This window comes from Estrella lausannensis (genome assembly GCF_900000175.1).
Taxonomy (GTDB): Bacteria; Chlamydiota; Chlamydiia; order Chlamydiales; family Criblamydiaceae; genus Estrella; species Estrella lausannensis.
This window is the reverse complement of the sequence record NZ_CWGJ01000025.1, coordinates 310,360-326,709: the sequence shown is the minus strand read 5'-3', so window position 1 is coordinate 326,709 and position 16,350 is coordinate 310,360. Positions and strand designations below refer to the sequence as shown.

Annotated in this window: 2 protein-coding genes; both read right to left on the bottom strand. The window is 48.5% G+C overall.

Translation table 11 applies throughout. The annotated features are described in order from the left end of the window. Positions 1-7 precede the first annotated feature (7 nt). Positions 8-3,532 (bottom strand): chromosome segregation protein SMC, encoded by a 3,525-nt coding sequence (gene smc / locus ELAC_RS08860; protein ID WP_158227856.1) that lies wholly within the window; start codon positions 3,530-3,532, stop codon positions 8-10. A 276-nt stretch (positions 3,533-3,808) separates the two neighbouring features. Then, on the bottom strand, positions 3,809-16,330 hold the full coding sequence (locus tag ELAC_RS08855; RefSeq protein WP_098038918.1) for a DUF3638 domain-containing protein: 12,522 nt from the start codon (positions 16,328-16,330) through the stop codon (positions 3,809-3,811). Between the last annotated feature and the right edge of the window lie 20 nt (positions 16,331-16,350).

Genomic DNA, 16,350 nt, shown 5'->3' with positions numbered 1-16,350 from the left:
CTGCCTTCTATACTTCGACAAGCTCCGTTTTTGGAGAAGCCTCCCGGTTGAATTCCATAGAGAGGAGTTTAGAAACTCCTCTCTCTTCCATCGACACACCAAACAGCCTGTCCGCAATGGCCATCGTCCTTTTGTTGTGCGTGATGATGATAAACTGACATCTGTCAGCAAATGTGCGCACAACATTGAGGAACCTTTCGACGTTGGTGTCATCGAGAGGAGCGTCGATTTCATCCAGAATGCAAAACGGCGCTGGTTTAATCTCAAAAATGGAGAAAAGAAGAGCCATGCTGGTTAAGCACTTCTCTCCACCCGATAGCAAATTGATGGAGCGCATCTTTTTACCGGGCGGTTTCGCGACAATCTCAATCCCCGCTTCCAAAATATCCTTGGAATCGATCAATTCAAGATCAGCCTCTCCACCCTCTCCAAAGAGTATCTTAAAATTCCGCTGGAAATTGGCGCGCACCTTCGTGAACGTCTCTTCAAATAGCTGACGGCTTTCATTATCCAGGGTAGCGATGATCTTTAATATTTCCTCTTTCGAGACAAACATGTCATCGACTTGGGTTTGGAGATAGGCATGCCTCTCCTGCTGCTTTTTAAGCTCTTCAATCGACGTCATGTTGATCCGCCCTTCAACCTCTTCGATTTCCTTGCGCAGGTTTCTGATTCTGCGCTCCGCCTCTTGGTGAGGCATATCGAGCGGTTTGACTTCTTTGTCGGTTGAGTCGATTGCCCTTTTGAATTTCTGTAAGAACTCTTCCGCCTTAGCCTTGAGGCTCGCATCGACTTCGGCCTCTTTAATTTTCACTTTGGAAAGAAGCTCTTTTACCCCTTCGAGTCCCTGATATCCTTTTCTTAACGACTCCTCGAATTCAGTAATCTTGCGTTTTTGGTCCTTGATGCTGCTCTCCAAAGCCTTGCTCTCTCTCAAAGCGATAGAAAGAGCTTCATCAGCCCTGTGCAACGCCTCCTCAAAAGTGGAACTTTTAAGACGGCATTTCTTCTGCCACTCATCAAGATTGCTTTTCTCCATCTCAAGACGCGCCCTTTCCTTTTCCGCGTCGCCCGCTTTGGATTGGAGAACTTTGAGCTCGCCCTCTTGTCTGACTACCGCCATGGACGTTGCATCAAACTCAGCCTGCAGTTTCACTAAAGCAGCTTTCTTTCTCTCAAAATCTAGCTTCTCTTCTTCATAGCGCTGCAAAGCGTTCATACTCTTCTTCTCTAGCTGCTGCAGCTCCCTGGCTTTAGCGGCCATCTTCTCTTGCAACTCTTCGAGCCTTTTCTCGAAGCGACTTAACGCCTCCCTGGCGATCTTTTCCTCTTCGGAGTGCTTCGCCTCTTCTTCCTGAATCGCTTCCAAGTCTGAGCCGATCTTCTGCAGGAGGAAGTTACTCTCCAGCTGACGCATCTCAGTTTTCCTTAAATCCCTGTCTGCCTCAGCTTTTCTTTGGGATAGCTCTCCTCTCCTTACTCTGGCGATCTCCGCCTTCTCGAAAACTTCCTGTTTCTTGAGGTCGAGCGAAGAACTTCTTTTTTTAAGATCCTCGATCTCTGATTCGCGGAAAAAAGCATTTTTCTCACTTTCTCCTCGTAGGGTGTAAACCAAATTATGGTCGATCACCCCTCCCTCTTCGGTCAGTACAAGAAGGGCTCCTCCCCTTTTGATCTGACTAGAGGCCTCTTTCCAACCGGTCTCCCGGCGGACGGGCTTCAGGAAGTGGTTATTGATCCGCTCCTCCAGGCTCTCTCCACCTTGCGGATCTAACGAATCCAATAAGAAAAGCGATAAATCTTGCAGCTTCTCCTGTTTGGCAAAGAGCAGGACTTTCTTCAGCGCTTCGTGGTCTTTGACAACAAATGTTTCCGAATAGGGCTTTAAGGCCTGCATCAAAAGAGGTTTATTCTCTCCTTTGATTTTCACCACTTCAAAAAGAGGCTTGATGAGGCCGTAAAGAGGACTCTTCTCAAGGGAAGCCTCTTTCGTGAGGCGCTTGAAGGCCGGCTGCGCCCCCTCCATCTCTTCTTTCAGCCTGATCAGAGTTTTGAGCCTTGCCTCAGCATGAATGTAGTCACGTTTGAGAGTTTCCAACTCTTCTTCGAGAGAGTAAGCAAGCTCTTTAAGCCCGTTCTCCTCCTGATCGATTTTTTGAAGAATCCTTTTCTTGCTCTCGACCTCTTCCGATAGGGTATCGACTACTTTTTTCTGCTCAGCCTGCCTGGCGAGAAGATCCTCTTTTGCCCTTTTCCTTAGAAGAGACTCCCGTTCTGTCTTCTCTCTTCTTTCCTTGACCGCTTCAAAGCGCGCCCTGGACTCTTTGATTTCTCCCTCGATCTCTCTCTCGGAGCGCATCAGGAGAAACTTTTCCTCTTTGAGCTCCGATTCGGCTTTTTGGTTTTCCAGCACTTTTTCTTCTATCTCAGCAAGGTAGGCCCTTTCCCTATCTAAACTCTCTCTAAGCTCTTTTTCCTTTGCCTTTGCCTGCCTGATCTTCTCCTCGAGAGATTTCGTCTCTTCCTTCTGCCTTTTCTGCATCTCTTCAAGCGCCTGCAGGTGCTTGTCGGAATCAGCCAATCGGGTTAGCGACTCTTTCATTCTCTCGCTGTTGGACTCTCTCTCGCGGAGCTTGGCTTCCTTTTCACTTCGGGCATTGAACAGCCTTTCATTCATCTCCTGAAAATCGCGCTCTTTGGCCTCAAGACCAGCTTTGAGCTCGGTAATTTCTTTGGTAAAATGAACAATCGACGCCTCGATCTCAGCAATTCCCTGCTTCTTGATCGTCTCCTCTGCACTCAACTTTTGTTTTTCTTCCTGCAGGTTTTTTTGTTTGGCAAAAAGAAGCCGGCATTCCAAATCTTCGAGCTGCTCTTTTTTTCCCTGGAAGGTCTCCGCTTCCTTGGCCTGCTCTTTTAAGAGGGCTATCTGCTTGTGGATTTCTTGATGGATATCCTTGATGCGGCTGATGTTTGTTTCAGAAAGCTCAAGTTTTTTCTCGGCTTCCCGTTTCCTTTCAAAAAACCTTAAGATGCCGGCGGCCTCTTCAAAGATAGTTCGTCTCTCTTTAGGGGATTTTTGAATAATTTCATCGATGTTTCCCTGCTCGAAAATAGAGAAGGCGTGTTTGCCGACACCGGAATCCAAAAAAAGGTTGATCACATCGCGCATACGGACAGGTTGTCTGTTGATCAGATACTCTGTTTCCCCGCTTCTAAGGCAACGTCTCGTGATCTCCAGCTCATCATACTCTGTCGGCAACAGTCCGTTGATCTCTGTCAGTGTGATGGTAGCTTCCGCTAAATTGACGGGCTTTCTTGTCACCGTCCCGGCAAAGATGACGTCTTCCATCTTTTTGCCGCGAAGGCTGCGCGCCGAAGTTTCTCCAAGAACCCACCTGAACGCATCGGCGATGTTGGATTTGCCGCAACCGTTAGGTCCGACGATGCCGGTGATGCCTTCATGAAACTCCAGGGTGACTTTGTCGGCAAAGGACTTGAATCCGTGAATTTTCAACTTTTTGAGACGCAAAAGATTTCTCCGCTTAATCAGTCTATGAGAAGGTGGGTGGGAACTGTATACCGAAAGTGTCTCAAAAGTTGTTTTTTTGGCTTTGCGAAAGCCAACTTTTGAGATACTTTCGGTATAAGAGACCGCCCCGCACTAAAATCATACGATTTGAGTTTAGTACAGGCGCTACGATCTCCCCCGCCAAAGGGATTCACTATACCAAATTCCCGGAGAGCGGTGTGAAGAAAAAATGCTGGGCTGGGGATGGAATTTTATATATAACTACATATCAGATACTTAACTAATCTGTGTTCCAGGGGAGACAGGAGCTCTTTTCTTAACAAGGGAGGCTTCGGAAAAGACGGTAATTTCCGCTAGGTTCATCTCCTCTTGTTTTTTTAGTTCTTTGCCGCTCAAGCCATGGATGTCCTTCTCGTGCAGTTTAACTTGATCGGCAATATCTAAAAATCTGGGAGGTTTGAAAGTCGCCTTGATACCGATGCTCTCCTTCAGGGGATGCTCCAGAAGGGCAGAGAGGTTGAAGTGCGACTGCAGAAGAGTCTTTGCCCGCTCAGGATTTAACCGAATCGTTTGATCGACAAGCTCTTGAAGAATTGCTCGCTCTTGCTTGACGAGGCTTAAAACTGCAGACTCCTGCAGAAGAGTTTCATGGTAACGATTTCTGACCTCTTTCAACTCCTCCAGGGTGGACTGGCTCTTGAGTTGGTATTCACCGGCAATCGCTTTGATTTTTTCGGTCTGCACCCTTTTTTTGCTCTCAAGCTCTCCTTGTTTTTTTGCCAGCGCTTCAAATCCTTTGATCAGCCACTTAGAGTTCATTGAGTGGGTAACTTCTTCCACCTCGGTGATATTGCGGATTAAGTTCCACTCAGCCCGTTGATATTCTTTCCGGACTTTGTTCATCATTTCGGCTTTTTCGGGTGTAAAGTATGGCATCTCATTCTGGTAAGGCAGCAGGGAGTGGAAATCGGTTAAATCCTCTACACCCCATTTGCCTGTTTCCAGGTCGTGAAAAAAAGAGTTTAACTCGCGGATTTTCTCTTCACTCTGCATGATGGCCAACCTGGACTCCACATAGGTCGAAAAGGCAGATCCGTCAAAAGATGATGTCAGAAATTCGCGGCGCTCGTGATCGAAGAAATCGAGAATCCCTCGCACCGTTGCGTTAACATCCACTATTTTCTTCTCTTTTTTCGACCAGTTATTGGATAGATATTCCATGAGAAATTGTGAGATGTCGCCATTGCCATAATTGACTTCAATAGCCTCTTTGTCCTTTTCTTGAATGGAGGCAATAATGGCTTCTTGCATCAGCATGGGATTGGAGTGTGAAGCTTGCAGAATCTCTCGGATCTGTTTTTCAAAGCTCCCGCGACTTTGCACCTTGCCCTCTAGCCTGAGCAGCACTTCGGCCTTAGCCTTCAAGACATCTCCATTCTCCCTTATCAGCACTTCTCGAAGAATATCATCCGCAGACCGGTTGGGTAAAACATCTGGATCAATAGTGTGCGCTTGCAACATCTGTTGCTGGGGCAGAGGTAATGCCTCTATGAGTGATTGCATGAACGCTTCCGCATGAAAGAAGCGATGTGTGATCGTGGATTTTTCCTGAATAGTATGGCTTAAGACCAGCGTTTTGATGTCCGCCAGGCTTAAAGAGTGCGCACCAAGGCGCTCCTTCAATAGCTTATCGATGTCTTTAACGATAAAGCTGATCCCTTTTCCTTGCGAGGCTTCCAGTTTTTTTGTCATCACATCCGACAGGCTGGCGACCTGAGGCAGGGAGGCGTCGACTAGTTGTTTGAACTCTCCTCTTTGCAGGCGGGGGATATGGTCGATAACCTTTCGTGCCCCGGTTAGGGTATCATCATATGCTTTTTTGGGGTTTTGCCCGCTAAAGAGAATGCTTTCCATCTCCTTTTTATAAAGCGGCTGAAGGTTGTCTTTCAGCTTTTCGGACAGTCCCTTTTGCTCTTCTTTCAGCAGATTCAACTCTCCCCTGGGCCCCTGCATTTTAAGCTTCTTTTCCAAATTCAGGGTTTTGATCTTCGCTTCAAGCGAAGACTTCCTACCTTTTAGCGATGCCAGTTCCTGCTTGATCTCGAAAGATGCACCCTCGAGCACGTTGGCGCTCTTTTCGTCCAGCTGCTTTTTAATCAGCGGGATAATATTGTCTTTGATGACGGCGCCCTTACCGGCAATTTCGATGATGACTCCCGCATTTTTTGTGATGTCGATGGATACTTCCTTCGCCTCTTTCGATGCAAAACCCCATTCGTTGAATTGAAGTAGACCGTCTGCTTGACCGGTGTCGCCGGAAATCTCAAGGGTTGGCCTAAGATCACTGTCGTGAACGACTCCTTTAAGCGCCTCAGCGATTTCATCTATCGTCTTTGACTGTTCAACTCCCTTCGTAAACGACAAAAGAGCCAGCTTCTTCACATGAGGCAACGATTTAAAACCTTCGACATCCGGCAAAGAGCCCGAAAGAACAAAATCCTTTTGATCCCACCTTCTCAAGTCAACCAGGGAAAAGCCCGGCCAACTGCCCTGCTCCTTCTTAAACAAAGAAGCTTCCTCGGCATCGACGAGGAACACATCTCCACTCTCTTGCCGAACAATCAAATACCTGCAGGCCGGTAGGAGGTTTCCTTCCTTGGACTTCTCACGAAACGCTTCTCCAAAAAAGACAGGATCGTTCAAGGAAAGAAGGTGACTTAGGCCGCCAAAGCTTCCGGCTCTTGGGTTGTTTTCTCCGCCAAGAAAAGCGACTGTGGCACTACGATAGGCTTTGTCTTCAACTTTAGACAGGGGGGCTGATTCGAAAATCTCGGCGGACACCTGCGAAAAGGAGTGGGATTGAGACTGCGACTGCGATTGAGACTGCGATTGGGATTGAGACTGCGACTGCACTTGGGCCAAAGAGATGGAAGCACCGGCCCTGCCTTCAACGATAAAAGAATCCGGCAGCCTCTTGCCCCTCTCTTTCAGGATGCGGCTGACTTCCCCGCGATATTGATCAGGCAGCGAATAGGAGCTCTTTACTCCCAGGTCAGTTTCTGCTTTGCCGATCAGCTCTTTGAGCTTTTTCTCGTTTTCCTCAGCTTGCGTGTGCAGCCCATGCAAAAACGCGCTCCGCGTAGTCTCTTTTTGGACTGTTCCATACTTAGCCTTGAGGTCGGTCTCCGTCTTGTCGATAAATCCGGAGAGATTATCCAACTCATTCACAAAGCCCCTGAAACGCTCCATCTCTTTCGGGCCCGGAGGTGGATCTTTTGCTGACAGACTTTTCAAAATCTCGGATTGAGCCTGGAGCTGTGCCGTTTTAAATGCAGACTGCACCTCAAGCAATGCTTCAATGGGACCTTTTTCCATCTCGCTTTCAATCTCTTTCTTAAGAAGCCAGGCGGCAATGTCGACTGTTTTAAGCTCTCCTTCCAGTTTCATGTCTTCTTGTACCTGCTTGAGGGCCAACTCTGAAGCGAAGACTCGAAATGACTGGCTAAGCGTCTGGTCGATCAGTTTACGCAGCCTCATCGCGCCCTGCTTGAAATCGCTGTTTGTCACGCCCCGATCGAAAGTGATGAAAGCCTCAGCCCCATTCATCTGCGGAATGTCCGCACCTCGCGAGTGCGCCTGGTCGTAAAAGGTAAAATACTTTCCTTCCCTGTCAGACAGCTTACGGTCTGTATCGGTAAAATCACGGATCAGAGGCTGCCCGGAAGAATCCTTCTCGACTACCTTGGCGGTGTTGGTGCTGTCATCGTAAAACACGATTCCTTGAACCGTATTGTTACCCATGACAATTTTATCGAAGAGCAGCAGGGCTACATCGCGGTTGCCTAGCTTGCAAAGGCCTCCGACATCGATCAGCGCCCTTGTCTTGGGTCCCATTTTTTCTGCGAATTCAGAAAGGATGCTGTCCGTGAACGAGGCGGCATCTCCCTCCCGTTCCAGAACGACATCCACTTGTTGGTTTTCACCCCTTCCCATAAGACCAATCGTCATGTTGCCATCGGATGCCGGATCGCGCTGCACCTTCCGGAAATCAGTCGAAGTATCTCCGCTTGTTCCGGAAAAGCCTATCGATTGCTCGTTGAAACTGCCCTTCTCGAATCGGTTGCTGTTGGCCTTCCCTTCATCGAACTGCACCTGCTTGACGGCGATCATCCGCGCCAATATAACCTTGAAGGATCCGGGGTTGCCTGAAAGCTCTTGAAAAAGCGCTTCCTCGGCGCCCTGCCTGACTAAGGGATCTTCGATATCGGCGACAGCTTTGATCTGATGATAAAGAGGATCGGTCTGTCCTTTGGCATCTTTAAAGAATGAGGCGGCATTGCCCTCCCTCATATGATGCACTACAAACGTCAGGTGGGGATCGCAAAACAGCTGTGTCTTCGAATCGAGGTAGTAACGCAGAGTCGCGATCACTTTAGATTCCGGATTGTCAAACTGAGATCCCTGAGGCCTCGGGGTGTTGGCAGCACTGTAGGGCATAGCGACTAAAAGAGGCGGTTTCTTCGTTTCGCCGGCTTTAAAATTTGTCGATTCCATATCGTAGCGTATCGATCCATCCACCCGTTTCTCAAAGTAGACACCAAAATCTGTTCCGGGGGTTTTGGAAGATGCCATCTCCCACATTTTATCCTGACTGAATATGCCTCTCATCAAGTAGAGAGCTTTGGACTTTTCGGGATCCGCGTCAGGAAACTCCGGAGGCCGATCATAATCTTTCCTTGTGATGAATCGAGCTATCTTCCCCTCTTGATCCTCAATCCCGAGTTTGATAAGACACTCTTTTGCCAAGGCCTCTTTCCCCCCCTCCTTTCCTTCGGATATGGTCTGCAGAACCATTTCTATCACGGAAACGGCATCAGGGGTTATCGACTGTTTCTGCCCCGTTGTGAAGTTGACATCGGTACTCTCGGAGTCTTGAGTGGCATCAAGCTCATCAAAGGCTGTAAAAGAAGGAAGGGCACGAATTGCATTCATCGTGCGGATGCAGTCGGTCAATGCGCTTATCTCTTCTGGATCGTCTGCTTTTGACAGCATATGCAAAAATATTTTCAGCTGAGCCTCCATGCTGTTTCTGACGTGGGGAGCATGGACCACAATATGCTTATGCCGCATCAGGGAGCGATATTTTTCCATCCGCAGCTTCAAATCCGCTCCTGCCTCCAGAAGAGTTTCCATCCTGGGATTGATCCCCTCCTTCGATGTCGTCTCCATCGGTATCTGATACCGTTTGAAATCATCCTTATACGCTCTTTTGGCAAGCGCCTGAGATAAAAAGGAAGAGAGCTCTCCGGTGTTTGTTTCCCATTGGGATTTAGGTACGACAAGCTTAACCAATGTATCGCCGTCGGCGCGGATCAGAGCGATCAGGGGCATCAGCGTCGATTTTCCAAAGCCCATCCTGGCCTGCACTGCATCGATTTTATCGGGATCGAGCCGGTCATCGAGAAGAAGTCCGTTAAAAACGCTTACCTGCTGAAAATTGAGCCGATGGCCGAATTGGCTCTCAAAAAGAAGAAAAGCTCTCTGGATCTTCATTTCCTGCTTGCGGTGCCTTAAAGCCTCGCCTTGCAAAAGATCATCTCCTTTTCTCTTTTCCAGCTTCTCTAAGTCGTAGCCCCTTCTTGTATGAAGCAGCGTCAAAGCCCTCTTTAAATTTCCTGCAGCTAGCGCGGATTTGGAATCATTTAAAACATCTTCCTCTGTCTTTAAATAAAGGGTTTTGGCAATGCAGTTGCGCAGGGAATAGAGGGTCGACTGGACCTTGACTTTATCGGAAATATCCAAAGCTGCCTCAATCTCAGAGTAGTCGTCCAAAAGGAAAGCTGTCATCAGATCGGCGCGGTCTATCTTTCCTTTGGTGTTATTCAAAACGGATTCGATGCGGCTTTCGTAGCTTAGCCTCTCCATCTTAAGATCCCTTATGCGCCCGCTGATCTTGTCAGCTAGATCCTTGGCACTTGCCTCGCCGCCATCAAGCCTGTATTCCCCTCCATTTAGCGCCGCTTGCCTGGCGTACTGCTGCAGACGATCGCCAATCAAGCCTGCTTCATGAGATGAATATCCCCGCTCCCCCAGGAATGTTCTAAGCTGGTTTTGAGAAAAAAATTGGCTCACAAGGCCGTTGAATCGCAAAAGATCAGACCCCTCTTGTTTGACAAGCCAAGGCCTCTTCCCCTCATCCTTATTTTCCGACTGCATCCACTCCCAAAGTGCATCGGCATCTTGCGAAGACAGTCGGCAGAAACCTTTCTTTTCTTCTTCTACCTTGAAAAGATTCATGATTTCCGCCCTCGAGAGAAGACCGTAATTTTCAAAGTAAAAACCTCTCTTCTGCTGTTCGATGAAGGCGGCTTTGCCAGGATTGTCCTCTGCGATCCGGTCAAGGGAACGCATCAATTTTTGCTGCTCTTTGCTCAAAGTCACCCGGCCTGAGCTCTTCAGTTCATAACCTACCCTTCCATCGAAGTGCAGAGCGCGTATGGGCAGCTCTTTTTTAGCCTCGACAAGACTGATCTCTTTTTGCAAAGTTACCTGTCCAAGCGCTTCTTTCTCAAAAAATTGCACGACCTTTTCCCTTCCGGTAAATTCCGTTTTCAATGAAACGAAGTTCCACAGGAGGGTCAGCTCCTTATCCGCTCCATTGACTCCCAGGAAGGCAAGTTGGGCAATGGCATTATCGACCCTATTCTTGGCGAGCAAAAACGCCGACTCATCGACTGGAAATCCCTTGCCCTGCAGGTGCATCTCCCTCTTGAGCACACCCTGCTGGATTAGGGCAAAATTCAGAAGAAGCACGATGTGGCACTCCTCTGCCGACTTACCAACAACCGGTCTATCCGCCAGCTGACTGAGAACCGCTTCCTCTTCGTCGGTAAAAGGCCTGTCTAAAAAAAGCCTCTCTTTAAAAGAAAGGATCTGGCTGTAGGTGATAGCCTCCTCATTCAAAATCCTAAGAGCACCTAGAGTTGACTTAGGCCTTACAGCGTCGGTGTGGTCCAGATCATATTGTTGATAGGTGATCGGTGCCTCCTCTCCTTGGTTGATCAAAATCAGACGCCTCTCTCGAATATGATCCACCTCTCTCATCAACCGGGCATGCTTACTGTTCCACTTCCCTATCTGATTGTTATCCAGAAATGAACGTTGCTCTTTTTTTTGCAGCGCATCCACCCGCTCCTTGTACCCGTTTGCCTGCTCCTTCAACTGATCAATCTTCTTTAACTGCTCATCGTTCAAGATCTTTTCGATAATAAGTCCTTTCTCCGAAGGCACAAGGCGCATCTGTTCCCAGCCCTCTCCCGTTAATTTCCACTCACCCCCGGCAGCATCGACCTCTACATACATCCCCAAAGCGGGGATGAAACAGCCGTCTCCTTGAGTCGAAGGCAGAATTTCCCCATGGGGAATAAACTTTGTGAGCTGGTCCATCAAGGGTGTGGATGGCAATGATCCGAGGGAACAAGCCGTCAAATCCTGGGCATCTTTAAGGACATATTGCCCACTTTCGAGATCAATCTTGAAAATCGATTGATGCTCTTTATCAAATCCGTAAATCCCGCCCTCTGCATCCCTCCAAAATTCCTTGATGCCGAGCCTGTTGACGACCACATCTCTCAAGCCCTCAAGACTCTCCCGTGGCACATACTGCAGAATCTGCTCGCCTCTATCGAAGACGGAGAGCTTTCGTTGAATGACCACACTCCCGTCACTCGACTCCTTAAGAAAGATTTTACCCACGCCATTTTCTGAGTAGACATAAGATGATCCTACCCTTTTGAAGGGAAGCGCCTGTAACTTAAGATGGCGGACATAGGGGTCCTCCTTAATTTTGGCGCTCATCATCTGCATCACATTACCGCCTTTAAAAAGTGCGCCATGCAACAGATCCCAGCTAACGCCTCCTCCCAAGTAAATGAAACCCTCGGCGTTCACTGCTGAGGCTTCCATTGGCTCGATCTGGTCGCCATCGAGTTTTTTCGCTGTCTTGTAATTTTTGAGAGCCTCAAGCAGGTAGCCTCCAGCCTCGCCCTCTTCAATGTTTCTCGCAAAATCGGTAAGATCAAGATGGAGTGTTCCAACGCACTCTTGCGCCCGTTTCATCTCCCTTCGGATAGCTTTATTTTCATAAAGGCTCTTTGTCGTCTCTTCGTTTGCCTGGTTCAAAATCAAACGGGCAGCCAAGTGGGCGACAGCAATCTCAGCCAAGAGGCGCTTTTTTTGGATTCCGTCAGAAGGGTCTTTGGCGCTTAGCGTCTCCAATTTTTTGGTTGTCAAAAAGATATGATGGCAAAATCCGAAGAGCCTCTCCGTTCCATCCAGAGAGCTCTCTGCCGTCAGTTTCTCCGAATATCCCTCCAGACGGACGATCTCATCGGTTGATGCGACTCCCAGCGACAGTTTAAGTTCTAAAAGAAATATTTTTACCGGAACTGAAATGCCAGCCGTCTCACCTTCCTCCGGAGCGTTCTCTATCAGTGAATCGATTAGCGCGATGATACTCTTCCTGTCCTCGATAGATCCGAGGGAGAACGCCTCATTTGCCGCCCTCTCAAACAACTCTCTTCCTTCAACCGATCCCAGCTTTCCCTTGGAAAACGGAGATTCTTCACTTTGCGTCCCATAATAATCGAGCATGTTTTCTGTGAGCAGTTCGCGGCCGGCCCTTAAATCCAGCTTATCTGCCATCCGTCTCTCTTCCACCTTTCCGATGTGCTGCTCTAAACCCCATTTAACGATCGCATCCTGCAGGGCGGGCTTTCCCTCCGCAATCCCTTCAAGACCAATCGGAGAGCGTCTGATGGCCTCACCCACTTCCAAAAGATAGTTTGAGAGCTGATCCCCTGTCACCGCATAGGCTGTACCCGCTTTCCATTCCGAGAGAGAGAGGCTCAAGTCTTTGGGAAGGGGATAAGCGATTCTTTCCCATTGCCTGACGATCGAAAGAAGGTCTTTGGCGACAAAAAGAGGCTCTCCCCGATTGCGCGCATCCCGCATGAGAATATCCACACCCTTAAGAAGGGAGACGATAAGCGCTCTCCTCTCAAAGTTACCCATTTTAAGAACGGCTAAATCAAATTGAGACTCGGGGTCTGTCATGGCGTCGGTCAATACCTGGCTGAAATAGAGGATATCGGCTCTCCCGGCGGCTGCACCTTGATTTTCATGAAGGGAGTGAATAACGCTTTCGGCAAAGGAGCGGATCCTCTCATTCCTGTTTTCGAGACCCTCCGTCTCCCTTAAGAGGGTGATATATTTCCTGCTATTTTGGATGTACTCCTTCACATGCTCTTGTGAGTCAGAAGGAGGCAGTTTTGGCGGAGGATTTTTCTCGGCAAAGGACAAGGTATTCGGAAAATTGGCTCCTTCATTTTCCATCCCCGGCTCAAACACCCCAGGAGGCCCCGCAAAGGTCAAGATCTCGGTTTTGACAGGGAGAGGATGCTGAATATCGGACAGGGAGAGAGGTTTTTCTGGAACGGGCGCCTTTTCGGGGGGCTTCACAGACTTTTTCTTGAGCTTGCTCATCATAAAGTCACCGATCTTTTGAGCCGACTCTTTCTGCTGCTTAGCCATCAGATCGATTTGTTCATCTTCAGGATAATATGAGTCAATCATACCGGGATCAACTTCGAGGGAAAACCCGGCGGATTCGAACTCGATCGCTTTCTTTCCGGTTTTCTCTTCCAAGAAGCGGATGAACCTCTTTTCGATTTCTATCATTCTCTCAGGCTCACTCTTCTGCTGCATGGAAATAAAAAACCCGACCTGTTCATGCTGAGTCCATATCTCGAAGAGAGTGTTCACATAAGCCTCTTTGAAATAGCTGTCGACTTCGCCTTCAACAGTGCGGGCAAGATCTTCAACGCGGGTATTATTCTTCACCTGCTGAAGGAAGTCCCACATCCCGGGATAAAACCTCTCCTCCTTTATTTTTGATGAGAAGACCGTATGAGCCGCTTCCGTCTCTGCCTTCTTCAAGGCATCCTTGGCAAACATTTGGATTAAGTCGTGACCGAGGGTGGAGGAGGCGGTTTGTATTTTTTCAGTGACAGAACCGGGTTGGGGAGGACTCTTTTTCTGCTCGGCAGAACGCATGTCCGCTTTAGAGAGATCAAATACCAGTTGGTAATCATCCCATTTTTTCATCTCTGATTGTATGGAGCGGCTAATATGACTCTGAATCTTATTCTCCATTTGCTTTGAGGAGAGAGCGTGTGCGGCATCGATCTGTGTTTCAACCTCTCTCAGCGCCTTTTCAACTGCATCGGCTCCTTCCTTGATGGAATAATACAGCCTTGACACCTCTTTGTAGTGTTTGCACTTTTGCAGCTCCTCATGAGTCTTTTTGAGATCCCCAAGATTTTTTCCCTGCTCTTCGATTGCCGATTTCGCACTATAAAGCTTGGACCTGTGCGCATGCATCAATGAAACGTAATCGGCAAGCGTTGCGATCCTCTCCTCATTTCTTTTCTTGTCCCGCCCCGACAGCTTCAACAGCTTCAGTTCGCTGATCTCATTCTTGAAGCTCTCTTCCATTTTTTGGAGGCGGACATCTTCTTGTTCAAGTGGCTTGATTCGCTTGTGCAAAAGTCCGATTTTTTCGTTTAAAGTTTTTGAAGCATCCCCTTTCATTAATACGATCTGCTTGCGCTGCAGATCCAAAACCGCTTGCTTCGTTTCTTTGCCGATTGTGCGGGAATAGGTGAGATACTGCAGCATCCGGGTCGCCTCTTTGCTGATCAGCGCCTCAGGATTGGCCTCCAGCATCTTGATGTAGGTTTTCTTATCGACCTCTACCAGCTTTCCCCTGACATGGATTCCCACTTTTTGACTTTTCTGCCTGAAGATATTGTATCGGTTAATCAGCAAAGCTCCCTTCATGTCGCCGGTCGATACATTTTTCTTTCGAATCTCTCGGAGGGTGAGTCGATCAAATTCTCCTCCCTCAAGTTTAATTACCCTCTCCTTCTCGATTTTGTGGTACGTGACGGTTCCGATATCGAGCCAATCCTGATATGTTTTCGGTTCTACTCCAATCTTGGACAGCCTCTCGGCCGCTTGCTTCATTTCCCTCTCACCGATAACGCGCCTATCCATCGCCTTGATCTGATCCCTTTGCTCTTTTGTGATCCTTTTGTCATCGACGGCAACTTTAAGAAGAAGATCAAACTCTTTTTCCAGAAGGAGAGGAGCCAGCTTTTTCCGCAACTCTTTACCCATCTCATGCATCTGGTTTGTTGCAAGCCTTTTAGCATAGCAATTGCCCGTCACCTGCTTCTCTTGCAGCATCTCCAATTTATTCAACCTCTCCGGAGCAAGGCTTGAAAAGACGCTGAGAGTCCTCTGCCATTTGTTTATATTCTGCCTCAGCTTCAGCATCGGGCCGCCTTTTCCCGCCATCTGCTTATTGGTGTGCTTCTGTTCAGCGCGCCCCATTTCGGAGGAGACATGAAGCAGAGAGCGGAGATACTCCGGCCCTCTGGCATAGAAGGCGCCCTCCGGCAAGTTGACCTGCATTCCTGTTTTGCTAAGTCCCTGAGTCAGCTGGAGCGCGGCCAGTTTTAAGATACCGAACGTGGAGTTATACACTTCCGTGGCATCGGCGGCGCCGCTTGAATCATAGAGAGTGCTGAAGATATGCCCGTCTTTTTTCTCAAACGAGAGGCGCATCGCGTGGCCGAGATGGCCTATATCAATAAAAATCGGCTCGCCTTCCGGCAGATTTTTTATTTCATACATGAGCTTATCGGAGATCCTGGCGATGTTCTCCTTCATGACGAGGGCATTCACCCCTTCTTTGACATCAACATCGCGGATAGAGCGCATCGCCTGGTTTAGAGCTAAGCTCCTCTCCGTGGCCCTCAAATACCTCTCCACTTTGCTAAGCTCTTGGTCGTTTAAGTTACCTTCTTCCAAAAGATGTTTGATGGTTTCGATCTCGATATGGGTCGTGACCAGCCCTTGCCCCCCATGATGGAAAGAGTTATCTTTTCTCGCTTTTTCCTCCTCTTTGGTTGTAGGCGGCGGCTCTTGCTTAACGACTGTGCCGGCGATCGTCATCCCCAGGAGGTGATGGATCATCTTCACCGGTTTTTGCGACCACTCCTTGTATTTGTCTTCGCCTATTTTCGATAGGTCGGAGATGTCCACATCATGAAAATTTTGGGAAAGGATCATCCCTTCCGTTGCCTCCGCCCAGGGAGGCTTTGCTCTCATTAATGAAAAGACGTGCCGGTCAAAAAATGAGTGGACGGAAGAGACTAAAGAGGCAAACATGCGCCCGATTTTCTTAAGCAGAGACAGCACGAACTTGCCGATCGTCCTTTGCGAGGCAATTTCTTTACTTCCACTTTCGGCACTATGCGTTTTGTCTTCGATAACCCTGGAGTCAGCGACTGTCTTCAGCGCCTGCTGAGTGATCTTTTCGACAAGCCTGTCTCTCTCTTTCTGGACGATCGTTTTATCGACAAGCTTAAGCGGAGCGTCTTCATTTTTATCCAAAACTTTATCCTTCAACAGCTTAACCTTCCTGTCAAAGGCAAACCGCGTGATCTCCCGGTCTGAAATTCCCGGCATGATGTGCTCGTGCAAAAGTTCAAGCTCTTCGGCGGAAAGAGAGTCGATCATTTGTTTCTTCTCCCGAATAGAGAGCCCCTGGAGAAGGGCGTTCAACTGCTGGATGGAGCATTTGCCCGCGTTAAAAAGGGATTTGGCGCCAGGCGCGCCCCCCTTCGGGGGTGTGACCCTTTGCGGGGGTGTTGACCCATACTGATGAACCATAGTGCCCTCCTTGGCAGACC